The following is a 21,453-nucleotide window of genomic DNA, read 5'->3' on the forward strand; positions in this document are numbered from 1 at the left end:
ATGACCGCCGCATTTCCGCAGATCCTCGCGCTCGGCGAGGCGATGATCGAATTCAACCAGTCGCAGCCGGGCCGGCCGGAGTTCCTGCAGGGCTTCGGCGGCGACACGTCGAACTTCTGCATCGCCGCCGCGCGCCAGGGTGCGTCGACGGGCTTCGTGTCGGCGATCGGCGACGATCCGTTCGGCCGCCTGCTGACCGACATGTGGGCGGCGGAGCACGTCGATACGACGTACGTACGCGTCGACCGCACGGCGCCGACCGGCGTGTATTTCGTCACGCACGGCGCTGACGGCCACCAGTTCGACTATCTGCGTGCGGGCTCCGCGGCGAGCCGCTACGCGGTGGCCGACCTGCCGCTCGATGCGCTGGCCGCGGCGCAGGCCGTGCACCTGTCGGGCATCAGTCTCGCGATCAGCACGGCCGCGTGCGACGCCGCGTTCGCGGCGATCGACCACGCGCGCAGCAACGGCGCGCAGGTCAGCTTCGACACGAACCTGCGCCTGAAGCTGTGGCCGCTGCCGCGCGCCCGCGCGGTGATGCGCGAAGCGCTGCGCCAGACGGACATCTGCCTGCCGAGCTGGGACGACGTCACGGCGCTCACCGGTGCGAACGATCGCGACGCGATCGTCGATGCGATGCTCGAACACGGGCCGCGGGTCGTTGCGCTGAAACTCGGCAAGGAAGGCGCGTACGTGGCGACGCCGGACGAACGGCGCGTGGTGCCGGGCTTCGCGGTCGCGGCCGTCGACGCGACGGGCGCGGGCGACTGCTTCGGCGGTGCGTTCGTTGCGCGGATCGTCGCAGGCGACGATCCGTTCGCGGCCGCGCGTTATGCGAACGCGGCGGCGGCACTGTCGACGACCGGCTACGGTGCGGTCGCGCCGATCCCGCATCGCGATGCGGTGGAACGCCTGATGCAGGGCTGACGCGGATCACGCACGCCGGCTACGCGACGTGTTCACTCGACGCCCGGATGACGGGCGACGTGAACGGCTGGCGAGCGGTGTGCGTACCGCGCTCGGCGCGTGCGCATCGGCGGTCGCCACGCGCGCGTGGCGATCGATGTGCATCGGCGACGCGCAGCATGTCGCCGCGATTTTCGAGCGAATCTGAAGCAAGGAGCAACACAAGGTGGGTCGATATTCGCAATGGCAACGGGCGCTGGTGATTGCCGGCGCGCTGGCGGCGGGCCTCGCGATGCCGGGCGTGGTCGCGGCACAGGCCGCCGCGCCGGGCGCGCAGCAGGATGAAGCGGCGCCCGCCCGGCCGCTGCGGCCGAATCCGGAATTCGCCCGCCTGCCGCGTTACGAAGGCACGCTCGGCGATCGGCCGATCGTCGTGCATCTCGGCCCGAAGACGGACGAGGCGGGCGTGCACGGCGAATACCAGTTCACGGACACGGGCGAGGTGGTGCTGCTCGCCGGCGATCGCGACGGCGACACGCTCGAGATCGAGGAATCGAACGACGGAACGAACATCACGGGCGTGTGGATCGGCCGCTTCGACGCGACGGGCGAGCTGAAGGCCGACCGGATGAACTCGGACGAATCGGATCCGCAACCCGTCGTGCTGCGCCTGGCGCCGGGCAAGCGCGCGGCGCTGCAGGTACGCGACGGCCGCGTGCAGGAAATCGAGACGGTCGGGAACGTGGTCAATCTGCGCACCGACGACTGAGCGCGCGCTGGCTCGGCGCATGCGGCGCGCATTGTACCGGGCCAACCGCGCCGATTTTGGCTAACCTAGCGACCTATTCCGCAACCGAACGGCCTTTCTCCGGGCCTCCTGCCATGACTGCATCCACTCCGAAGCGCGCACTCCAGACCCGCATCGTTCAACCCGACGACAACATCCCGGATGGCTTCCGTTCGTTCGTGCCGCCGGTCGAACGTGCATCGACGGTCGTGTTCCCCGATCTCGCGACGATGCGCGCGCTGGTCTGGCACAACGACAACCAGTGGCGCTACGGGCTGCATGCGACCCCGACGTCGCTCGCGCTCGCGCAGCGGCTCGCCGAGATCGAAGGCGGCACGCATGCACTGCTGCAGCCGTCGGGTCTCGCGGCGATCATGAACGTCTACTTCGGGATCGTGAAGGCGGGCGACGACGTGTTGATCCCGCACAACGTCTACGGGCCGAACGCCGATTTCGGCAACTGGCTCGCGAAGGATTTCGGCATCACCGCGCGCTTCTACGATCCGCTCGTCGGCGCCGGCATCGCCGACCTGATCCAGCCGAACACGCGGCTGATCTGGATCGAGGCGCCGGGCTCGGTGACGATGGAAGTGCCCGACGTGCGTGCGATCACGGCGGTCACGCAGGCGCGCGGCATCGTCACCGCGATCGACAACACGTATTCGGCCGGGCTCGCGTTCAAGCCGTTCGAGCATGGCGTCGACATCTCGGTGCAGGCGCTGACCAAGTATCAATCGGGCGGCAGCGACGTGCTGATGGGCGCGACGATCACCGCGAGCGCGGCGCTGCAGGCGCAACTGAAGCTCGCACGGATGCGCTGCGGGATCGGCGTGTCGGTCGACGACTGCTCGCTCGTGCTGCGCAGCCTGCCGAGCATGCAGGTGCGCTTCGATGCGCACAGCAAGAGCGCACTCGCGCTCGCGCAATGGCTGAAGGGGCGGCCGGAGATCGCGGCCGTGCTGCACCCGCAACTGCCGGACTGTCCGGGGCACGCATCGTTCATGCGCGACTTCAGCGGCGCGGGCGGGCTGTTCTCGGTGGTGTTCGACGAGCGCTACAGTGCCGAGCAGATCGATCGTTTCGTCGAGGCGCTCGAGCTGTTCGCGATCGGCTGGAGCTGGGGCGGCGCGTGCAGCCTCGCGATGCCTTACGACGTGGCGTCGATGCGCACGGACTGGCCGCATCGCGGCACGCTGGTACGCTTCTACGTCGGTCTCGAAGACGAAACCGACCTGCGCGCGGATATCGAGCGCGCGATGCAGTCCACGCTCGGCTGAGCACCGAACCCGAGCGGAACAACAGAACGCAGAACGCCCGCGCGATGCAACATCGCGCGGGCGTTTTTCATGGGCGGCTGGCGCGGATCAGAAATCAGAACAGCCGCAGCAGCCCGTCGAGGCCGACGTGGTCGAATGCGACGGTGGCCGCATCGCGCACGACGGGCTTCGCGTGGAACGCGACCGACAGCCCGGCTTCGGCCATCATTTTCAGGTCGTTCGAGCCGTCGCCCATCGCGATCGCGCGGCTCGGCTCGATGCCGAGCGATGCGCAGGTATCGCGCAGCAGGCGCGCCTTGACGTCGGCGTTGACGACCTCGCCGAGCACCTTGCCGGTCAGCTTGCCGTCGACGATCTCGAGCGTGTTCGCGTGCGCGAAGTCGAGGCCGAGGCGCGCCTTCAGGCGCTCGGTGAAGAACGTGAAGCCGCCCGACACGAGCAGCGTCTTCAGGCCCGCGGCCTTCACGCCGGCGAGCATCGTCTCCGCGCCCGGCGACAGCTGCAGCCGTTCTTCGTACACGCGCTCGAGCGCCTGCGCGTCGAGCCCCGCGAGCAGCGCGACGCGGCGCGTGAGGCTTTCGTTGAAATCGCGGATCTCGCCGCGCATCGACGCCTCGGTGATCTCGGCGACCTGCGTTTTCAGCCCGCAGAAATCGGCGATCTCGTCGATGCATTCGATCGTGATCAGCGTCGAGTCCATGTCCATCACGACGAGCCCGAAATCGCCCAGCGCGCGGCCGGCTTCGACGAAGCCGAAGTCGAGCGCATGCGTGCCGCAGTACGCGTCGATGTCGAGACGCTGCGCGGGGTTGGCGTTTTCGATGCGCAGCGCGTGATCGTCGGTCTGCACGATGCGGGTGCCGCGCGACAGCGCGAGCAGCGGTTTGTGATGAGCGTCCGACAACGGCGCGAGACTCTGGATGACGAGGTTGTGGGTCATGACGGAATGTTTGGAAGCGAATGAAACGCGTGCGCGGCCGGCGTGCGGCCGCCTGCGAACGCGGGCCCGGTTCGGCATCGGGCCGTTGCGTCGCGAACGCGCCATTGTAGCCGGTTGGTATCCGGGCGCGACCGGATCGCCGCCGGGAACCGGCGCGGGCGCCGTGCCGGGTGCCGCACGCACGGCGATTCGGCGGACGGTGCGGGCTATTCGGGCTATTCGTGCGATTGCCGGTCGCGATCCCAGTAAGGCGGGTCGCCGAAGTGTTCGGCCAGGAACGCGATGAACGCGAGCGTCTTCAGCGGCACGTGCGCGCGGCTCGGATAGACGGCCCAGATCGCGACGTCGTTCGCGAACGGGTAGTCGTCGAGTACGGTGACGAGCGCGCCGCTCGCGAGCAGCGGGCCGACGTCCCAGGTCGACTTGATCGCGATGCCGAAGCCGTCGACGAGCGCTTCGCGGATCGCCTCGCCATTGCTCGCGACGAGCCGGCCGCCGACCCGCACGGTGAGCGGGCCTTGCGGCGTGACGAACGACCAGTCGCGCTGGTCGCCGAGGATCACGCATTCGTGCTGCGCGAGGTCGGCCGGATGGCGCGGCGTGCCGTGTTCGGCGAGATACGCGGGCGAGCAGCACAGCACGCGCCGGTTCGCGGCGAGCCTGCGCGCGACCAGCGTCGAATCCTTCAGCGCGCCGAGGCGGATCGCGACGTCGTAGCCGTCGTCGACGAGGTCGACGATCTCGTCGGACAGCCGCAGGTCGAGCGATACGGACGGGTAGCGGCGCAGGAACGCGGGAATCACCGGCGCGACGTGCTGGCGGCCGAACGACGACGACATCGACACCTTCAGCCGCCCGTACGGCTCGCTGCGGCCGTGGCCGACCGATGCGCGCGCGGCGTCGGCGGCCGACAGCAGCGCCTCGGCGCGGGCCATGAAGACTTCGCCGTCCTGCGTCAGGCTGATGCGGCGCGTGGTGCGATGCAGCAACCGCGCGCCGAGCTGGCGCTCCAGCTGCGCGATGCGCGCGCTCGCGACCGCGGCCGATACGCCGAACTCGCGCCCGGCCGCGCTCACGTTCGCGAGCAGCGCGGCGCGCACGAACAGGCCGACGTCGAGCAGGTCGAGCGGCTTGTCGGGGGCGGGGATCGGATCGGACGTCATTATTCTGGAATTCCTGAAAATGTTTCAGGAAATATAGCGGTTTTCTCGAAGGATCGGGGCGCCTACGATGGCATGCATGGGGCTGCGCCGCGGCCCGCCCGATTTCCCTGAAGGAGTGTCGTGATGAAAGCCGTTGGACTGACCCGTTACCTGCCGATCGACGACCCGCAGGCGCTCGTCGACGTGGAACTGCCGCAACCGGTGCCGGGCCCGCGCGACCTGCTCGTGAAGGTCGAGGCGATCTCCGTGAACCCGGTCGACACGAAGGTGCGCGCGCCGAAACCGCAGGTCGAGGAGACGCCGCGCGTGCTCGGCTGGGATGCGGCCGGTACGGTCGTCGCGGTCGGTGCCGAGGTCACGCTGTTCCGGCCGGGCGACGAGGTGTTCTACGCGGGCAGCATCACGCGGCCCGGCGCGAACAGCGAATTCCACGCGGTCGACGAGCGGATCGCCGCGCTCAAGCCGCGCTCGCTCGATTTCGCGGCATCGGCCGCGTTGCCGCTCACCGCGCTGACCGCCTGGGAGGCACTGTTCGACCGGCTGCGCGTGTCGCCGCAGGGCGCGGACGCGGGCAAGTCGGTGCTGATCATCGGCGGCGCGGGCGGGGTGGGTTCGATCGCGATCCAGCTCGCGAAGACGCTCGCCGGGCTGCGCGTGATCGCGACCGCGTCGCGGCCGGCGTCGGCCGAATGGGTGCGCTCGCTCGGCGCGGACGACGTGGTCGATCATTTCGGCGACCTGCCCGCGCAACTGCGTGAAATCGGCCACCCGAGCGTGGACTACGTGCTGATCTTCAACGACACGGACCGTCATTTCCCTGCCGCGGCGGAAGTTATCCGGCCGCAGGGCGGCATTTGCACGATCGTCGAGAACGAGAAGCCGATTCCGGTCGAGCAACTGAAGGCGAAGAGCGCCGCGTTTCACTGGGAATTCATGTTCACGCGCGCGATGTTCGAGACGCCGGACATGATCGAGCAGCACAAGATCCTGAGCGAGGTGGCCCGGCTCGTCGACGGCGGCACGCTGCGCACGACGCTCGGCGAACAGCTCGGCACGATCAACGCCGCGAACGTGCGGCGCGCGCATCAGCTGCTCGAGGCCGGGCGCGCGATCGGCAAGCTGGTGCTGAGCGGCTTCTGAGTGCCCCCGGACCCGTCGCTTCGCGCCAGGCGCCAGGGGGCATCCCCCAAGGGGACTTCCCTCGGGGCGGAAAACCCGGGGCCGCCCGGCGTGTTCTCGAGCGACGGCGTCGCGCGTAAGGGATGCCGCGTCGCGAACGCAAGCGGGGTAACACCCGATGCGTTTGCGGCGCATTGCATGCCGCTTGGCGGTAGACTGGCAACGCATCATGCATCGAAAACCGCGCGGCACGCGCGTGCCGCCGCATTACAAGGAGGTCAGCATGAGCCAACGCAGCTTGTCAGTCGCCGCATCGTGGTCTGCCGTGTTCGCGGCGGCGTGCGTCAGCGCGAGCGTATTCGCGGCGCCGCCGGTCAAGGGCAGCCTGAAGGGCGGCGGGACAGGGCAGCTCGAATACACCGTCAAGGTCGATTCGAAGACCTTCGGCAATACGCAGGAGACCCGCAAGATCCGCTCGGGCGAAACGGACGACTTCAACTGGAAGTCGGTGCCGCCGGGCGGCGCGGTCGCGATGCCGGAGGGTTGCCCGAACGCCGACAACCTGCCGCGCGACGCGAACGGCGCGATGGTGCGCCAGACCCAGGTGCGGCTCGCGCCGTCGGTCGACGCGAAGGGGATCGCGAACGTGCAGATGAGCTTCCAGGCGGCCGCGCCGAAAGGCACGCGCAATGTGAGCGCGGGCGGCAAGTCGCTGCAGTGCCCGGATGTCGTGTCGGTGAGTCAGGTCAAGTGGGTGTCGATGTCGACCAATGGCGGGTCGAAGTCCGTCTCGATGAGCGACGGCACGAAAGTGACGGTGTCGATCAAGCGCTGAGCGGTGCGCGCGGGCCGGCGAGACGTCCGGTGCGTGCGCAACCAACCGCGATGCGTATCCGGTGATCCGGGCAGGGCCGCGCGTGACGGTTTCGTGGCGCGCGGCTTCGGGCGTTTCCGTTGTTTGAGGTTTGACGTGAGTCACGTCCGGTGTGCACCCACAGCGCGGCCATTCGCCCCGCGGCGCGCGTGACGTCATGCGGATGTCACGCTATCCTCCCGGGCTTCTCCCTCTTCCCCGCACGACATCCCGATGAAACATTGCATGCGCGCGCTGCTGTCAGCCGCTGCGTTCGTCGTCACCCATGCGCAGGCGGACGACGATTGCAGCTTCGCGAAGAAAGTCGAGCTGCCGTCGCGACAGCAGGTCGCCGTCGTGTCGAGCGGCGCACTCGAACCGTGCTCGACCGGCAGCTATGCGGTGCGCGTGTATTCGACCGCGCATGCCGCGCCCGGCTTCGATACGGACGACTACGTAACCGGTGTGCTGCATGCGCGTGACGGCACCGTCGCCGACGCCTTCACGGCCGACCTCGGTGCGCGTGCGCCGCAGGCGCTCGTCGTCACGACGCGCTCGGCCGGCAGCGGCGGTTATGTCGGCGCGCAGGCCTATGTGACGACACCGCGCGCGGTGCGGCTCATCGCGTCGGTCGACGGGCTGGCGCCCGACGCCGATGTCACGGCCGCGTTGCGCCAGGCCCTCGGCAAACGCCGCAGCGCCCGCTGACCGCACGCCGAGCAAATGCCGCGTGGGTCGCGGCGCCGCGCGTCAATGCGCGCGTTCCTCGAGCCGCGATGCGAGAAAGCGGTGATCGGCGGAGAACAACCGGCGATACGTCATCAGCACCGCGCCGACCGTGCCGAGCGCGGACGCCGCGGCGATCAGGAACATGATCACGATCTGGTAGCGCACGGCCTGCAGCGGCGACTGGCCGGCCAGCACCTGGCCGGTCATCATCCCCGGCAGGCTCACGACGCCGACGACGGCCATCTGGTTGAGCGTCGGCAGCATGCCCGCGCGCACGGCCTGGCGCGCGGCGTCCTGCGCGGCTTCCCAGCGCGTCGCGCCGAGCGCGAGCGCGGTCTCGACGCGGTCGCGCCGTGCCGTCAGTTCCTCCATCATCCGTTCGACGCCGAGCGACACGCCCGTGAGCGTATTGCCGAGGATCATCCCGAGGATCGGGATCGCATATTGCGGTGCGTACCACGGATGAATGCGGATCACGACGAACAGCCCGATCGCCGCGACGAACCAGCTGCTGAACCAGATGGACGCGATGCTGTCGACGCGCTGTCCGCGATACGTGTGCTTGCCGCGGCCGGCACCCGCAAAGCCTGCGATCAGCGTCATCAACGCGGTCAGCGGCAGCACGACGGTCCAGTGCGGATGGCCGAACACCCAGCCGAGCACGTAGCCGATCGCGAGCAGCTGCACGACGGTGCGCACGGCGGCGAGCGCGAGCTTGCGCCCGAGGCCGAGCGACAGCGCCGCCGAGATCGCGCCGTTGACCGCGACGAGCGCGGCGGCGATGCCGACGTCGACGAGACTCAGATCCTGCAGTGCCGGGCTCATCGTGCGGCCTCCGTCGTGCTCGCGGCGTGCAGCACGCCGGCCTGCATCACGAGCCGCATCGTGCCGATCCGTGCGGCCTGCGCCGGATCGTGCGAGATCCACATGCAGGCGCGCGCATCGGGTGCCGCGTCGAACCAGGCGCCGACGAGCGCTTCGATCGCGCGCGTGGAGTCGGGGTCGAGCGCGGACGTCGGCTCGTCGAGCAGCAGCACGTCGGGGTCGAGTTGCAGCACGCGCAGCAGCGCGGCGATCTGCGCTTCGCCGCCCGACAGTTCGCTCGCGCGCTTGTCGAGAAAATCGGCGCCGCGACCGGCGCGGGCCGCGAGCGCTTCGGCGCGCGCACGGTCGAACGTCGCGTCGCGATAGATCGCGAGCGAGTACGGATAGCGCAATTGCGCCTCGACGGTGCCGTCCATCTGCGCGGGTCGCTGGCGCACGTAGGCGACGCTGCGCCGGTAGCGCGGAATCGCGCCGCGCCTGATCCGCTGGCCGCGCCACAGGATCTGACCGCCGTCGAGCGGATCGAGCAGCGCGAGCGCGCGCAGCAGCACGCTCTTGCCGGAACCCGATGGTCCGGTGATAGCAATTCGCGATCCCGCGGCGAGGCTGAAGTCGGTCGGCGCCAGCAATGTCTTGCCGCTGCTGGCGTCGCGGCGCGTGATGTGCTGCGCATCGATGAGACCGGTCGGGGCTGTCATGTCACAAATGAAAAAAAGCGTTAATGGCGCCGAGGCGTTGTCGGAGCGTGCGTCATAATACAGATTGAAAAGCCGCCAGTGTCGTGCTTCGTTCATTCACGCACGTGGCCCGACATGGCGTGCACACTCTGCATAACAACAACGGAATCGCCATGACGCTAGCCCGAGCCATCGGCAAATCGGCTGCATGGATCGTCTGCATCGTCGCACTGATCATCGCGGCCGCCGGCATTTTTATCGTCACGTTCGACTGGAACCGCGCGAAACCGTGGGTCAACGAACATGTGAGTACCGCGCTTGGCCGTTCGTTTGCGATCAACGGCGATCTCAAGGTCGGCTGGCGTCGCCCGGACGGCGAGACCGGCTGGCGCGCATGGGTACCCTGGCCGAGCTTCTCGGCTACGCAACTCGAGATCGGCAATCCGGACTGGGCGAAGGGGCCCAGGTTCGTCACGGTCGATGCCGCGCATTTCGATCTCGCCATCCTGCCGCTCCTCGCGCACGAAATCGTCATTCCGTCGATCGATGTCGTCAATCCCGCGGTCGACCTCGAGCGGCTCGCCGACGGCCGCAATACGTGGACCTTCCAGTTCAAGCAACCAGCGCAGCCGTCGCCGTGGAAGGTGCGGCTCGACAGCTTCGGGTTCGCGAAGGGCATCGTCACGTATCGCGATGCGATCACGAAGGCCGATCTCACGGTCGCGATCGATACGCTCGGCCAGCCGATTCCGCTCGGCGACGTGCTGAAGGAACAGGAACAGACGTCGCGTGCGGCATCGGCCCAGCGCGTCGGCAAGCACGGCGCCGCGCAATTGAGCGCGAAGGCGAGTGCGGAAGCCGCATCGGGTGCGTCGGCGCCGCAGGCGGCGAGCGGGGCGTCTGCCGTCGCGGCATCGGGTGCGTCCGGCGCCGCTCCGGCTACTTCGGTTTCCTCTGCATCGATGGCCGCGCCGGCATCCGGCACGAGCGGTGCGTCAGGTGCATCCGGTGCGTCGGCGGCCGCCGCGCCCGCGAAGCCGTCCGGCCCGACCTATGCGTTCGGGCTCAAGGTCGACGGCCGCTACAAGAACGTGCCGATCAGCGGCACCGGCAAGGTGGGCGGCGTGCTGGCGATCGAGAGGTCGACGCAGCCGTTCCCGCTGCAGGCCGACGTGAAGGCCGGCGACACGCGGCTCGCGATCGTCGGCACGCTGACCGACCCGATGCATCTCGCGGCGCTCGACCTGCGGCTATGGCTGCAGGGCACGTCGATGTCGCACCTCTACCAGATTACCGGCATCACGCTGCCCGACACGCCGCCGTATGCGACCGAAGGGCGGCTGATCGGCAACATCAAGCAGGGCGCCAGCACGTTCCGCTACGAGGACTTCAACGGCCGCGTGGGCGGCAGCGATCTGCGCGGCACGCTCACCTGGGCGCAGCGCGAGCCGCGGCCCAAGCTGTCGGGCGAGCTCGAGTCGAAACTGCTGCAGTTCTCCGACCTCGCGCCGGTGATCGGCGCCGACACGGCCGCGAGCAAGGCCAAGCGCGGCGACACGACGCGCCAGCCGGCGGACCGCGTGCTGCCGGTTTCGAGGTTCCGCACCGAGCGCTGGAGCGCGATCGACGCGGACGTGAAGTTCACCGGCCGCAAGCTGATCAAGAGCCCGCAGCTGCCGATTACCGACCTGTACACGCACGTTCTGCTGCAGGACGGCGTGCTGACGCTCGAGCCGCTGCAGTTCGGCGTCGCGGGCGGCACGCTCGCGACGACCGCGCATCTGGACGGCAGCAGCACGCCGCTCAAGGGCCGCTTCACGCTGTCCGCGCGTCACCTGAGGCTCAAGCAGCTGTTCCCGACGCAGAAGGTGATGCAGACCGCGCTCGGCGAAATCAACGGCGACGCGTCGCTGTCGGCGACCGGCAACTCGCCGGCCGCGCTCGCGGGTACGTCGACCGGCGAAGTGAAGGCGCTCATCACGGATGGCCGCATCAGCCTGCTGCTGATGGAGGCGGCGGGGCTGAACGTCGCGAACGTCGTCTACGAGAAGCTGTTCGGCACCCGCGACGTGAACATCAACTGCGCGGCGATCGACTTCGTCGCGACCGACGGGATGCTCGACCCGAAGGTGTTCGCGCTCGATACGGACGATGCGCTGATCAACGTCGACGGCCCGGTCAACCTGCGCGACGAATCGATCGACCTGAAGATCCACCCGCACACGAAGGGTTTCCGGGTCTTCTCGCTGCGCTCGCCGCTGTATGCGAAGGGCACGTTCAAGAACCCGAAGGTCGGCGTCGACGCGGGTGCGCTCGCGCTGCGCGCCGGCGCGATGGTCGGGCTCGGCCTGATCAACCCGTTCGCGGCGCTGATTCCGCTGATCGCGCCGAGCAACAACCGCGACGTGCCATGCGCGGAGCTGTTCGGGCAAATGAAGGAGAAGGCGGCGCAGCAGCGCGCGGCGAAGGAAGGCAAGTAAGCGCACCCGAAGGGAGGCGCCGGCGCCGCGCGCGGCGGCCCGGCTGGCGGGGCCGGAACAGTGCGGTCGGCAGTTTCTCCGACACCTGCTAAAATACACGGTTTTCCGTCGATTTCTCTCTTACGGGACCTGCCGTGCTTTCTACTGCCAACATCACGATGCAATTCGGGCCGAAGCCCTTGTTCGAGAACATCTCGGTCAAATTCGGCGAGGGCAACCGCTATGGTCTGATCGGCGCGAACGGCTGCGGCAAGTCGACCTTCATGAAGATCCTGGGCGGCGACCTCGAGTCGAGCGCCGGCAACGTCGCGCTGGAGCCGAACGTGCGCCTGGGCAAGCTGCGCCAGGACCAGTTCGCGTATGAAGACGTCCGCGTGCTCGACGTCGTGATGATGGGTCACACCGAAATGTGGGCTGCGATGACCGAGCGCGACGCGATCTACGCGAACCCGGAAGCCACCGACGACGACTACATGCACGCGGCCGAGCTCGAAGGCAAGTTCGCCGAATACGGCGGCTACGACGCAGAAGCGCGCGCGGGCGCGCTGCTGCTCGGCATCGGCATCGAGGAGAAGTTCCACACCGGCACGATGGCCGACGTCGCGCCGGGCTGGAAGCTGCGCGTGCTGCTCGCACAGGCGCTGTTCTCGAAGCCGGACGTGCTGCTGCTCGACGAACCGACCAACAACCTCGACATCAACTCGATCCGTTGGCTCGAGCAAACGCTCAACGAGTACAACTCGACGATGATCATCATCTCGCACGATCGTCACTTCCTGAACTCGGTGTGCACGCACATGGCCGACATGGACTTCGGCACGCTGAAGGTCTGGCCGGGCAACTACGACGACTACATGCTCGCATCGGCACAGGCGCGCGAGCGCCAGGCCGCGGCGAATACGCGTGCGAAGGAACGCGTGGCCGAGCTGCAGGACTTCGTGCGCCGCTTCTCGGCGAACAAGTCGAAGGCCCGCCAGGCGACGAGCCGCGCGAAGCAGATCGACAAGATCAAGATCGAGGAATTCAAGCCGTCGTCGCGTCAGAACCCGTTCATCCGCTTCGAGTTCGAGAAGAAGCTGCACAACGTCGCGGTGGTCGCCGAAGACATCACGAAGAAGTACGAGCGCACGATCTTCCAGAACTTCAACCTGTCGGTTCAGCCGGGCGAGCGCATCGCGATCATCGGCGAGAACGGCGCGGGCAAGACGACGCTGCTGCGTTCGCTGCTCGGCGCGCTCGAACTCGAGCACGGCACGGTGAAGTGGTCGGAGAACGCGAACGTCGGCTACATGCCGCAGGATACGTACGAGGAGTTCCCGAACGACATCACGCTGATGGACTGGATCGACCAGTACCGCAAGGACGGCGACGACGAAACGATGGTGCGCGGCACGCTGGGCCGCCTGCTGTTCTCGTCGGACGACATCAGGAAGTCGGTGAAGGTGCTGTCGGGCGGCGAGAAGGGCCGCATGATCTGGGGCAAGCTGATGCTCGGCCGCCACAACGTGCTGCTGATGGACGAGCCGACCAACCACATGGACATGGAGTCGATCGAGTCGCTGCAGATCGCGCTCGAGCAGTTCGAAGGCACGCTGATCTTCGTGTCGCACGACCGCGAATTCGTGAGCGGGCTGGCGAACCGGATCATCGAAGTGCGCACGGACGGCACGCTGTTCGACTTCGGCGGGAATTACGAGGAGTTCCTGACGAGTCAGGGGCAGGAGTAAAACCGCCGGTTTGTCCCAAGACCACCGTTCATGTGTCCCGGATTGTCCCACGGAATTGTCCCGTTGGGACAACGTGGTGCTTCTCTCTAGAGGACACTAGGCGGGACGCGTAGGTGCTCGCTAGGAACACGGAAGGCCCACATCGGCAGATTGTCGGTGTGGGCCTTTTTCTATTGCTCATCGCGATGGCAACCCAAGGCCTGCAAGCACGCACCGCCTCGAAACATTAGCTGGTTGGCTTCCCGCACGTTTCGAATTAAAGTTCCCGTACTAATAAAGGCAGATAGGTCGAGATACGGGGTTATCGAATCATGGCGGCGAAATACAAGATCAATCCTTCGGGCTTTGCCCCCTCTAGACTCGTGCTGCTGTTCACCCCTGAAGAGTGGGAGCAGTTTGTAGAAGAGTGCTGTCTGTGCAACTCAGGGGGCGGTAAAGAATACACTTCCGTTAGGAGATTGGGCGGACCGGGAGACGCAGGCCGTGACATCGAGGCGCGGCTATGCGAACCGCGCACCAAAGGGCAATGGGACTTATTCCAAGGGAAGCACTACCAAAGCACAGTGTCCAGGTCGCAATTTTATCCTGAGCTGGCTAAATTTTTCAGGCATATCCATAACGGGACGTACCCAGAGCCGCGCTTCTATTTTCTGTGTGCGCCGAAGAATGCTGGTCCGGAGTTGTTTGACCTCATGAGCGAGCCTTTACGGATGAAGGCTGATTTTCTCGATGCTGTGAAAAAAGGAGAGGCAGGCCTCAAGGATGTTAAGCCAGAAATCGATACGGCATTGTTTACGCTAATAACCCGGTTTGATTTTTCTAAAATTCGCGAGTTTCAGATTCGTGACCTACTGACACTGCATGCTGAGAACCCCGCAGCTCATTTTAAGCGCTTCGGAATTGAGCCGGTCCGAGGGGACGACCCTAATGCACCGTCTGTGCCGACAAAAGAAGAGGACGTTTACATCCGGCAATTGATTGATGCATATGCTGAACATGCTGGTCACCCACTTACTGTTTTAGAAGTGCAAACGGCAGATGTCTATTCAGAACACTTTCAAGGGTGCCGCGAGGAATTCTATTGTGCCGAGGGGTTGCGTCGGTTTAGTAGGGATGTATTTTCTGGTGAGTTTGAAAAGTTGATGAGCGGAGTACATACTGGCATAAAGCGCGCGATAGCTAGCCCAAGCGTGAAGACGGGATTGGATCGTTTGGATAAGGCATTGTCGCTTGCTGGAGCGCTTAATGTTTCAGATAATCCGCTATCAAATCGACTCAGGCCGGGTGATTTGCCTGGGACATGCCATCATCTCGCAAATGAGGAAAGGGTGAAATGGGTAAAATAAATAAAGATACGCCATCTCCGTTTAACTCTCCTTTTGAAATTGGATTTCGGATGGTATATCTGCTTTCTGCGTTAGGTAGGCGAGGGGCGGACCTGCAAAAGCTCGTGTTGCTAGATTATGCAGTGATTTATTCGGAGGACCTTGGTGGCCCAGTCAGTCTTCATACCCCAGTCCCCTTTCGAGGCAGTGAGATTCATAGCCGCAGAGCCCTTCTTCAAAAATCTCTTCATCTGATGAGTATTAAAGGATTGGTCAGTGCTCGGATGGATTCCGATGGGATTACATACATCCCAGGTGAGCAATCGCGCTCGCTAGTTGCCAGTCAGACAGCGCAATATGCGAGGAAACTTGATGAGCGTTGTAACTGGGCGGCAGCGCGGTTTGGGGATGCCAAGTCAGACGAATTAACGGTGGCATTTCTGGCTTTGGGGCACCGCTGGGGCGCTGAGTTTGAAGCATTGAGTGCATAAGGCTATCCAATGGCAATCATATTAAAGCGCCTTGTTGTGCGTGGGGACGGAAAAGCGGACGCAGAGCTTACTTTCGAGTCTCCAGTTCAAATATTGAGGGGGCCTAGCGAAACTGGAAAATCTTACGTGTTTTCCTGTCTTTGGTACATGCTTGGCGGGTTGGACGCTCCGAAAGAAATACCACCTTATGGTGTAGGATACGATTCCGTATTTTTGGAATTTGAAAATCGTGACGGGGTGCGATATACAGTTGCCCGTGGTCTTGCTGGCGGTGGAGCTAAGGTCTATGGGTGCTCAATTGATGATTGGAATGCCAAGCCTGAACAACTTCTTGACGTTGAAGTGGGAGCCCTCATAGTCGAGCTGTCCGGAGCTGCGGGATTTCAGACCATGAGATCACAGAGTGAAAAAGCTCGGATGACTGCAGACGATTTCCGGTATTGGAGCTTATGGCCTGAGATACAGCTAATCAGCGAAGACCCACTAGCGGGGCCTAAACGTGATGTGCAGAGAACGAAGCGGGCTTCAGCTCTTGCTGTTCTTTTAACTGGTAAGGACGATTCCGCAATTGTTCCCGCGCGCGGAAAGGACGAGCTCTATATGGCTCGTGGCGGCGCTGAGGCTCTTGAGGAAGCCCTAGGGCGCGCCAAGGCTTCAATCGACCCCGCAATGGATAAGGGTGAAGTAAACGACGCGCTTGCTCGGGTAGATTCGGCGCTGCGGCGGATTGGCGAGCAGCAAGAGCTACGCGCTAAACGGTTGAGAGAGATTCGGCAGAGTATCAGTGTACATGCGTCTGAACTTCGTTCAGTAGAGAGTCGACTGAACTATTCGTCTGAAACTTTAGCTCGCTTCAGACTATTAGATTCCAAATACACGAGTGATCTCGAAAGGCTATCAAGCCTCGATGAAGGTGTATCCTTATTTGATGCACTGGAAAATGTACCATGCCCGCTCTGTGGCGCGTCTGGGGTATCAGAGGAGCATATGGCGGAGCTCAGTCAGATTGGTCCAGAGCAACAGCGTCAAGCGGTGAAAGCCGAAATGCACAAAATTGAACGGCTTGCTAGGGGGTTGCGCTCGGCTATCGTCACTGAGGAGAAGCGTCATGCTGGGTTCTCTCAGCGTGCAGAGAGCGCAAGAGGGATGCTCAGGGCTGTGGAAGAGATGGAAAAGACTGCATTAATTGACGTTCGGGACGACTTTGCTGAGAACCCTACGGAGCTCGCTTTAAGGCGCTCAGAGCTAACTAATGTTCTCAGATTGTTTGACGAAATTGACACGCTTGAAGTTGAAATTACCCGTCTGAGTGGGTTGTCTAAGGCGACGCGCGCGCCAATTTTAAGAAACTTGTCCGACGATGGTGGCAGTGTTGCGCAAAGTGTGCTTTGTATAGTGAATGCATGGGGATTGGGGGAGATTGCTTCGGTGGGGTTTGATGTAGAGGGATATGACTTTACATTTAATGAGAGAAAGAGAAGCAGTTATGGAAAAGGTGTTAGAGGGATACTGACTACGGCGATTGTTATAGCTTTGATGGAGTACTCCTTGGAGAGGGGGCACCCGCATTTGGGAATGGTGGTCGTAGACTCGCCACTCAAAGCCTATGCTGATCCTGAGTCTAATGAGATTCGGGATGTACCGCTTCAGACCGTCAGGGAGCGTATGTATCGGTGGTTATCAAAGTGGACTGGGCTTGGCCAGATTTTCGTGATTGAGAATGAAAAAGTCCCTGATAATTTGCGCGGGAAGATGCCCATCCATGAATTTAGTGGCAAGGCCCCGAGTGCTCGCAGGGGATTTTATCCTGTCGGATGATTCGCCGAAATGTACTGGGGAAATTTCCGAGGGGGTATCTGATAAAGTCCCGACGCGAAATTCCCCCCGGTGGCCCTCCCGTTTCCACGCGCGAGTGCACCACGCGCAGCCCTCTAAACGCGCATCAGGTAACGCGCACGAAACCCTGACGCACGCGTGCGCATCTAAATAGCTCGCAAGTGTCTAGGCCGCGAGCTCTGCGCGCGCCGTTGGAAGATCGATGTAAGATTCTCCAAAAAAGAGGGTTCTACCATCTGGGGTAAGAATGAAAACAAAGAAAGCCACTGTCATTGGATGCGCAGTTTTGCTTGGGTTATGCGGTCAAGCGGCCAGCGCCGCCAATTGGATAACCATCGTTGACGCGGAGAATGTCCAGGTAGGGATTGACGCTGAGTCAGCGCAGTTCTCCCCTGATGGCACGAAAGCGCGCGGCTGGGTCCGCAATCAATACTCGCCTGCCGTTACCTACGATGGCCATCAAAAGGTGTCGATGGCGATGATGCAATACGTTGTTGACTGTCGACTCAACACGTTTGCAGTTGTCGATGGGGCAGTTTATGACTCAGGCGGCGCTATGGTGGCACGCCAATCCTTGGATGCAAACCCGAAGGAGCCGATTCCAGGGTCCGTCGCTGACAGCGTTAAGAAGGCGCTTTGCGGAGTTGCTGCGCTCCATCCCCACGGTTAGCGGGGGCATCACTTCGGGGCATAGCTAGAGGTCCAAAACCGTTCCCTTTCGGACATGGGCTGTCAGGTATGTCCGAAAGTGAGCTTGTAAACTATTCGGACATAGCATAAGATTCGTACATCTCTTTCGTACAGGCTTCCGCTATGTCCCGCGTCTTCGCTTACTGCCGTGTGTCCACCCATGACCAATCCACCGAAAACCAGCGCCTAGAGATTGAGCGAGCCGGGTTCGCTATCGACAAGCGGCGCATCGTGGAGGAATCCATCAGCGGCTCTGTAGCTGCCTCCGAGCGCCCCGGCTTCACTCGCTTGATTGACCGCATGGAATCAGGCGATATCCTGGTCGTGACCAAGCTGGACCGGCTGGGCCGCAATGCGATGGACGTACGGGCCACGGTGGAGGCACTGGCGGGCCAGGGGGTGAAGGTCCATTGCCTTGCCTTGGGTGGGGTGGACCTGACTAGCGCAGCAGGGAAGATGACGATGCAGGTACTGAACGCCGTAGCCGAGTTTGAACGGGACCTGTTGATTGAGCGGACCAATGCAGGCATCCAGCGAGCGCGTACCGAGGGGAAGCAGTTCGGCAGGCCATCGGCATTGACCAGTGAGCAGCAAGCGGAGGTGGCTGGGCGGCTGGCCAAGGGGGAGGCTGTAGCGGCGCTGGCGCGGGACTTTAAGACCAGCCGTCAGACCATCATGCGGCTACGGGAGAAGGTGCAAGCAGGCGGCTGAGGAACTGGCTACTCCAGCCTTCAATTAGCCATAGTGCTGCTCTCGATGGCAATTCGGACAAAGGGCGATGGCATTGGCCACAGTGTCATGCCCGCCTTGTGCAAGGGGGAGCACGTGATGGACCTCTAGATAGGGCCGCCCCGTGGACTTCCTTTGAAATGGTGCTGGTTTCCCGCATCCACCGCAGATACCGCGCGCTTGGTGCAGCACTTCAGCAATCACGTCCGGATTGCGATCAAATACGCGGGTTAGCACATACCGTTCAACCGGTTTAGTCTGGGCCTGCTCAAGGCGCTGGCGTCTAGCCTTCTCGCTATCTCGCAGGGACTTCGCCACCTCGCCATCGAGTTGCAGCTGAGCGCGCGCGAAGCCGTCTCGCAAATCAATCGTCAAGTCCGGTTTGCAGCCGCCGCAGGGTTCCACTCGGGCCGTCCCGTTAGGGATATTGTGCTCTGCCCATCGCAGGACCGCGCGTGGATCAAGCGAGCAGACCTTGGAATAATCGCCGCCGGTAAATGGAGCAGCCCCTGTGCTGCTCGCCGTATTGTCTTTGAGCTTACACCGCGCGGTGTGGAGCTTGTGCGTGTGGCTCTCCCACGGAGCCCTGATATTCAGCACGAACCCCTCTGGGTTGGTCGATACCCAAGACCGATACTCGGTTTCTTTATTTTGGAAGTGGGTTACGGTCTCAACGGAGGCCAACTCGCGATTAGCTTGCATCGGGCGTCTATCGTGTGAATAGTTCTGGTAGGGCTACTGCGGGGCGATATTAGCGCATCCGTTTAACTTTGCCGCTTTTATTCAGAGCGTGACACCGGTTTACCTCAGCGCGTAAACTTTTGGTTCCATAACGAGAGCCGCAGAGAACGCCATGACTGAAATCACGCAGCCCACACCGGAGCAAATCCGCAAGATTATCCAGAAGCATGGGATCACACGCAGCGAAGCTGCCGCGCTGGTCCACGTTAGCGTCAACGCGTGGCACAAGTGGAGCGCCAGCGAGGGGAGTGGCGATCATCGCGCCATGCCGCTGGCTGCTTGGGAACTGTTGCTGTTGAAGTTGGGCGAGCACCCAAGCAAGAAGCTGATTGACCTATAACCCCATTGGGGGTATCTTGTTCACAACGGTAGCGCATCGGGCGCGCCGATAACTTAGCGAGTTAGCGAATGTTCCAGATCACCATCAGCACCCGCCGTTTCTCCCTCAGCATCGACCAGCACGCCGCGTCCCTCCGCATCGGCTCCCGTGAATTCCTGCTGCTCCGTGACTACGTTGAGCGCAACCGTAAGCCCCGCCTGTTGGAAACCTTCCGAGACACGGAAGCCCGTAGCTGGGAGGCGCTGGTGATGCGCCGCTGGTTGGTCTCCAGCTCGCCCGCCTGAGCCCCTGAGCACGGCTGATAGGTCAGCCAACAGCACCCCTAGAAGCGCCTCCCGGAAACGGCTGGCGCTTTTTTGTTTCCATTCGGCTGAATCGTAAGCCGGGTAAGGGTTTCCGGGCGGTTCGCCCGTCTATCCCCCGACTCTCGCTCTAAGCGCCTCTCTAGCCCTTTCCCGATGGGGCAGTGCGGGGATTCGCAGGCTTAAACCCGCACGTGAGCTAAACCCACACTCTCGCCCCACACGCTGGAGGGGCGCGGCATGGCAGGGCCTAAACCCTGACTCTCGCAAGCAGCCCGCCTGGGTGTTTCTGAGCGCGTCTGAGCACACCTGTTTTTTGAACCTCCGCACTTCTCGCTTCCATGCCCACCGGGCAGGGTTGGTCGCGTCCATTCTCCGCCCACCATAAGGACCCTCTATGACTCCCTCCACGCTTCCATCCGGCTGGCCTCCGGTTTCCCCATCCGGCCGTATCACGTACCGCCCAGCGACTCCCGAAGATGCTGCGGAGCTGGCCCCTAAGCTGCGCCAGTCGGACATCGCTGAGATGGCGCTGACCTGGGCCGGTTCGCCCGAAGCTCGCCTTGCGGAATCTGTCCGGGTATCAGATGAGTCCTGGGCGCTGCTGATCGATGGTCAGATTGAGGCCGTGTTTGGTCTCGTCCGTTACCCGAAATGGAGCGTCCCCTGGATGCGCTGTTCCGCTGCTGTTGGTCTGCATGCGCGGGAGCTACTGGCACACGGCCGCGCATGGCTGAACAGTGTTCGCGACCCCCGCGCTCCGTTTGCTAACACCGTGGCAGCGAGCAACGCGGAAGCTCACAAGATGCTGGTGCGGCTGGGTTTTGTCATTGGCGATACAGCGCCTGAACAAGGCCCTCCGGGGAGCTTCCGTTACTTCTACGAGGTGCCGCGCCGTGTGTGAACCAGCGAGCCTCAGCCTCACCACCATGACCATTGCGAGCATGGCCATGAGTGCCGCTACTGCGGCAGCCAGCTATGTGAGCCAGAGCCAAGCAGCGAAGCGCCAGAGCGACGCCGCTCAGGCCGCATATGACTCGCAAGTTACCCAGACGAAGAACGAGATGACCCAGCAGAGTCAGGCAGCGGCCGAGCAGATGTCCGAGCGAGCCCGCCAGGCGATGATCGAAACGGGTCATCTCCAGGCGCTGGCTGCTGACTCAGGGACTAACGGCGGGGGCAGTAACGACCGCGTAGGTAACGAAGCCAACTTCAACGCTGGCCAGGACGTGGCAGCTATGCAGGCCAATGCGTCGTCTCAACAGCGGCAGATGGTCAACCAGCTCAGTGGCAGCTACGCACAAGCAGCCTCACGAACAGCCAGCATCCAACAGCCGAGTCTCGTCGGGACTGGCCTCCAGATTGCTGGTGGCGCGCTCAACGCATACACCTCCCAGGAATCCATCAAGAACCGCGTTACGGGCGGGGTTCCTGGCTCAAACGCATTCGGTTTCAAGATGCCTGGATCACCGACCTAACGACCTCACACCACTATGCCGCAATCTCCAAATTCCCC

At 63.5% G+C, this 21,453-nt stretch carries 22 protein-coding genes; 17 read left to right on the top strand and 5 right to left on the bottom strand.

Annotated elements, in window-relative coordinates; all coding sequences use genetic code 11:
* The 3 genes from U4Y91_RS34630 (at position 1) to U4Y91_RS34640 (ending at position 2,970) form a co-directional block, all read left to right on the top strand.
* On the top strand, positions 1-927 hold the full coding sequence (locus tag U4Y91_RS34630) for a sugar kinase (protein WP_321808851.1): 927 nt from the start codon (positions 1-3) through the stop codon (positions 925-927).
* 205 nt (positions 928-1,132) lie between these two features.
* The gene (locus tag U4Y91_RS34635; RefSeq protein WP_321808852.1) at positions 1,133-1,675 is read left to right on the top strand and encodes a hypothetical protein; all 543 of its coding nucleotides are present in this window, start codon (positions 1,133-1,135) and stop codon (positions 1,673-1,675) included.
* A gap of 113 nt (positions 1,676-1,788) precedes the next feature.
* A complete protein-coding gene (locus tag U4Y91_RS34640) occupies positions 1,789-2,970 on the top strand; it encodes a cystathionine beta-lyase (protein WP_321808853.1) in 1,182 nt (393 codons plus the stop codon).
* A gap of 94 nt (positions 2,971-3,064) precedes the next feature.
* Here the strand turns inward: U4Y91_RS34640 and serB are convergent, their stop codons facing one another.
* Positions 3,065-3,910, bottom strand: a complete 846-nt coding sequence (gene serB, locus U4Y91_RS34645) for a phosphoserine phosphatase SerB (RefSeq protein WP_321808854.1) — start codon at positions 3,908-3,910, stop codon at positions 3,065-3,067.
* 215 nt (positions 3,911-4,125) lie between these two features.
* Complete coding sequence (locus U4Y91_RS34650) at positions 4,126-5,073, bottom strand: LysR family transcriptional regulator (RefSeq protein ID WP_124892143.1); 948 nt, start codon at positions 5,071-5,073, stop codon at positions 4,126-4,128.
* Between the two features lie 123 nt (positions 5,074-5,196).
* On the opposite strand from U4Y91_RS34650, the gene U4Y91_RS34655 reads away from it, so the two are divergent.
* From U4Y91_RS34655 to U4Y91_RS34665, 3 genes are all read left to right on the top strand, one after another.
* Positions 5,197-6,213, top strand: a complete 1,017-nt coding sequence (locus tag U4Y91_RS34655; protein WP_124485414.1) for a zinc-binding alcohol dehydrogenase family protein — start codon at positions 5,197-5,199, stop codon at positions 6,211-6,213.
* Positions 6,214-6,475: 262 nt separating this feature from the next.
* On the top strand, positions 6,476-7,027 hold the full coding sequence (locus tag U4Y91_RS34660) for a DUF6013 family protein (RefSeq protein ID WP_321808855.1): 552 nt from the start codon (positions 6,476-6,478) through the stop codon (positions 7,025-7,027).
* Between the two features lie 252 nt (positions 7,028-7,279).
* Positions 7,280-7,753, top strand: a complete 474-nt coding sequence (locus tag U4Y91_RS34665) for a PliI family lysozyme inhibitor of I-type lysozyme (RefSeq protein ID WP_321808856.1) — start codon at positions 7,280-7,282, stop codon at positions 7,751-7,753.
* A gap of 42 nt (positions 7,754-7,795) precedes the next feature.
* On the opposite strand, the gene U4Y91_RS34670 is transcribed toward U4Y91_RS34665, so the two are convergent.
* Both U4Y91_RS34670 and U4Y91_RS34675 read right to left on the bottom strand, forming a co-directional pair.
* A complete protein-coding gene (locus tag U4Y91_RS34670) occupies positions 7,796-8,599 on the bottom strand; it encodes an ABC transporter permease (RefSeq protein WP_321808857.1) in 804 nt (267 codons plus the stop codon).
* The gene (locus tag U4Y91_RS34675; RefSeq protein WP_321808858.1) at positions 8,596-9,297 is read right to left on the bottom strand and encodes an ATP-binding cassette domain-containing protein; all 702 of its coding nucleotides are present in this window, start codon (positions 9,295-9,297) and stop codon (positions 8,596-8,598) included. The genes U4Y91_RS34670 and U4Y91_RS34675 overlap by 4 nt, the downstream gene beginning before the upstream one ends.
* A 152-nt stretch (positions 9,298-9,449) precedes the next feature.
* On the opposite strand from U4Y91_RS34675, the gene U4Y91_RS34680 reads away from it, so the two are divergent.
* From U4Y91_RS34680 to U4Y91_RS34710, 7 genes are all read left to right on the top strand, one after another.
* Entirely contained in the window at positions 9,450-11,756 is a 2,307-nt protein-coding gene (locus U4Y91_RS34680; RefSeq protein ID WP_321808859.1) for an AsmA family protein, read from the top strand.
* Between the two features lie 134 nt (positions 11,757-11,890).
* A complete protein-coding gene (locus U4Y91_RS34685) occupies positions 11,891-13,483 on the top strand; it encodes an ABC-F family ATPase (protein ID WP_321808860.1) in 1,593 nt (530 codons plus the stop codon).
* 311 nt (positions 13,484-13,794) lie between these two features.
* Positions 13,795-14,829: an ABC-three component system protein gene (locus U4Y91_RS34690; protein WP_321808861.1), complete on the top strand. Its 1,035-nt coding sequence runs from the start codon at positions 13,795-13,797 to the stop codon at positions 14,827-14,829.
* Positions 14,817-15,299: an ABC-three component system middle component 2 gene (locus tag U4Y91_RS34695; RefSeq protein ID WP_321808862.1), complete on the top strand. Its 483-nt coding sequence runs from the start codon at positions 14,817-14,819 to the stop codon at positions 15,297-15,299. The genes U4Y91_RS34690 and U4Y91_RS34695 overlap by 13 nt, the downstream gene beginning before the upstream one ends.
* A 126-nt stretch (positions 15,300-15,425) precedes the next feature.
* Entirely contained in the window at positions 15,426-17,117 is a 1,692-nt protein-coding gene (locus tag U4Y91_RS34700; RefSeq protein ID WP_321808863.1) for a hypothetical protein, read from the top strand.
* Between the two features lie 265 nt (positions 17,118-17,382).
* Positions 17,383-17,805, top strand: a complete 423-nt coding sequence (locus U4Y91_RS34705; protein WP_321808864.1) for a surface-adhesin E family protein — start codon at positions 17,383-17,385, stop codon at positions 17,803-17,805.
* Between the two features lie 143 nt (positions 17,806-17,948).
* Positions 17,949-18,536, top strand: coding sequence for a recombinase family protein (locus tag U4Y91_RS34710; protein ID WP_111016931.1), 588 nt, complete (start codon positions 17,949-17,951; stop codon positions 18,534-18,536).
* Between the two features lie 24 nt (positions 18,537-18,560).
* On the opposite strand, the gene U4Y91_RS34715 is transcribed toward U4Y91_RS34710, so the two are convergent.
* On the bottom strand, positions 18,561-19,256 hold the full coding sequence (locus U4Y91_RS34715) for an HNH endonuclease (RefSeq protein ID WP_321808865.1): 696 nt from the start codon (positions 19,254-19,256) through the stop codon (positions 18,561-18,563).
* Between the two features lie 151 nt (positions 19,257-19,407).
* Between U4Y91_RS34715 and U4Y91_RS34720 the strand changes: the two genes are divergently transcribed.
* From U4Y91_RS34720 to U4Y91_RS34735, 4 genes are all read left to right on the top strand, one after another.
* Positions 19,408-19,635 (top strand): helix-turn-helix domain-containing protein, encoded by a 228-nt coding sequence (locus tag U4Y91_RS34720; RefSeq protein WP_264835729.1) that lies wholly within the window; start codon positions 19,408-19,410, stop codon positions 19,633-19,635.
* A gap of 68 nt (positions 19,636-19,703) precedes the next feature.
* Positions 19,704-19,919: a hypothetical protein gene (locus U4Y91_RS34725; RefSeq protein ID WP_321808866.1), complete on the top strand. Its 216-nt coding sequence runs from the start codon at positions 19,704-19,706 to the stop codon at positions 19,917-19,919.
* Positions 19,920-20,463: 544 nt separating this feature from the next.
* The gene (locus U4Y91_RS34730) at positions 20,464-20,841 is read left to right on the top strand and encodes a hypothetical protein (RefSeq protein WP_321808867.1); all 378 of its coding nucleotides are present in this window, start codon (positions 20,464-20,466) and stop codon (positions 20,839-20,841) included.
* A gap of 46 nt (positions 20,842-20,887) precedes the next feature.
* Positions 20,888-21,415 carry a hypothetical protein gene (locus U4Y91_RS34735; protein WP_321808868.1) on the top strand — a complete coding sequence of 176 codons (528 nt, stop codon included), beginning with the start codon at positions 20,888-20,890 and terminating at the stop codon, positions 21,413-21,415.
* Positions 21,416-21,453 lie beyond the last annotated feature (38 nt).

Source organism: Burkholderia sp. BCC1993 (assembly GCF_905339865.1).
In the GTDB taxonomy this organism is placed as follows: domain Bacteria; phylum Pseudomonadota; class Gammaproteobacteria; order Burkholderiales; family Burkholderiaceae; genus Burkholderia.

What these genes read in the sequence shown, in the direction of transcription:
- U4Y91_RS34630 (WP_321808851.1), top strand. Translation starts at nt 1, where the DNA reads ATGACCGCCGCATTTCCGCAGATCCTCGCGCTCGGCGAGGCGATGATC.
- U4Y91_RS34640 (WP_321808853.1), top strand. Translation starts at nt 1,789, where the DNA reads ATGACTGCATCCACTCCGAAGCGCGCACTCCAGACCCGCATCGTTCAA.
- serB (WP_321808854.1), bottom strand. Translation starts at nt 3,910, where the DNA reads ATGACCCACAACCTCGTCATCCAGAGTCTCGCGCCGTTGTCGGACGCT.
- U4Y91_RS34650 (WP_124892143.1), bottom strand. Translation starts at nt 5,073, where the DNA reads ATGACGTCCGATCCGATCCCCGCCCCCGACAAGCCGCTCGACCTGCTC.
- U4Y91_RS34655 (WP_124485414.1), top strand. Translation starts at nt 5,197, where the DNA reads ATGAAAGCCGTTGGACTGACCCGTTACCTGCCGATCGACGACCCGCAG.
- U4Y91_RS34660 (WP_321808855.1), top strand. Translation starts at nt 6,476, where the DNA reads ATGAGCCAACGCAGCTTGTCAGTCGCCGCATCGTGGTCTGCCGTGTTC.
- U4Y91_RS34665 (WP_321808856.1), top strand. Translation starts at nt 7,280, where the DNA reads ATGAAACATTGCATGCGCGCGCTGCTGTCAGCCGCTGCGTTCGTCGTC.
- U4Y91_RS34670 (WP_321808857.1), bottom strand. Translation starts at nt 8,599, where the DNA reads ATGAGCCCGGCACTGCAGGATCTGAGTCTCGTCGACGTCGGCATCGCC.
- U4Y91_RS34675 (WP_321808858.1), bottom strand. Translation starts at nt 9,297, where the DNA reads ATGACAGCCCCGACCGGTCTCATCGATGCGCAGCACATCACGCGCCGC.
- U4Y91_RS34680 (WP_321808859.1), top strand. Translation starts at nt 9,450, where the DNA reads ATGACGCTAGCCCGAGCCATCGGCAAATCGGCTGCATGGATCGTCTGC.
- U4Y91_RS34690 (WP_321808861.1), top strand. Translation starts at nt 13,795, where the DNA reads ATGGCGGCGAAATACAAGATCAATCCTTCGGGCTTTGCCCCCTCTAGA.
- U4Y91_RS34695 (WP_321808862.1), top strand. Translation starts at nt 14,817, where the DNA reads ATGGGTAAAATAAATAAAGATACGCCATCTCCGTTTAACTCTCCTTTT.
- U4Y91_RS34705 (WP_321808864.1), top strand. Translation starts at nt 17,383, where the DNA reads ATGAAAACAAAGAAAGCCACTGTCATTGGATGCGCAGTTTTGCTTGGG.
- U4Y91_RS34710 (WP_111016931.1), top strand. Translation starts at nt 17,949, where the DNA reads ATGTCCCGCGTCTTCGCTTACTGCCGTGTGTCCACCCATGACCAATCC.
- U4Y91_RS34715 (WP_321808865.1), bottom strand. Translation starts at nt 19,256, where the DNA reads ATGCAAGCTAATCGCGAGTTGGCCTCCGTTGAGACCGTAACCCACTTC.
- U4Y91_RS34720 (WP_264835729.1), top strand. Translation starts at nt 19,408, where the DNA reads ATGACTGAAATCACGCAGCCCACACCGGAGCAAATCCGCAAGATTATC.
- U4Y91_RS34725 (WP_321808866.1), top strand. Translation starts at nt 19,704, where the DNA reads ATGTTCCAGATCACCATCAGCACCCGCCGTTTCTCCCTCAGCATCGAC.
- U4Y91_RS34730 (WP_321808867.1), top strand. Translation starts at nt 20,464, where the DNA reads ATGGCGCTGACCTGGGCCGGTTCGCCCGAAGCTCGCCTTGCGGAATCT.
- U4Y91_RS34735 (WP_321808868.1), top strand. Translation starts at nt 20,888, where the DNA reads ATGAGTGCCGCTACTGCGGCAGCCAGCTATGTGAGCCAGAGCCAAGCA.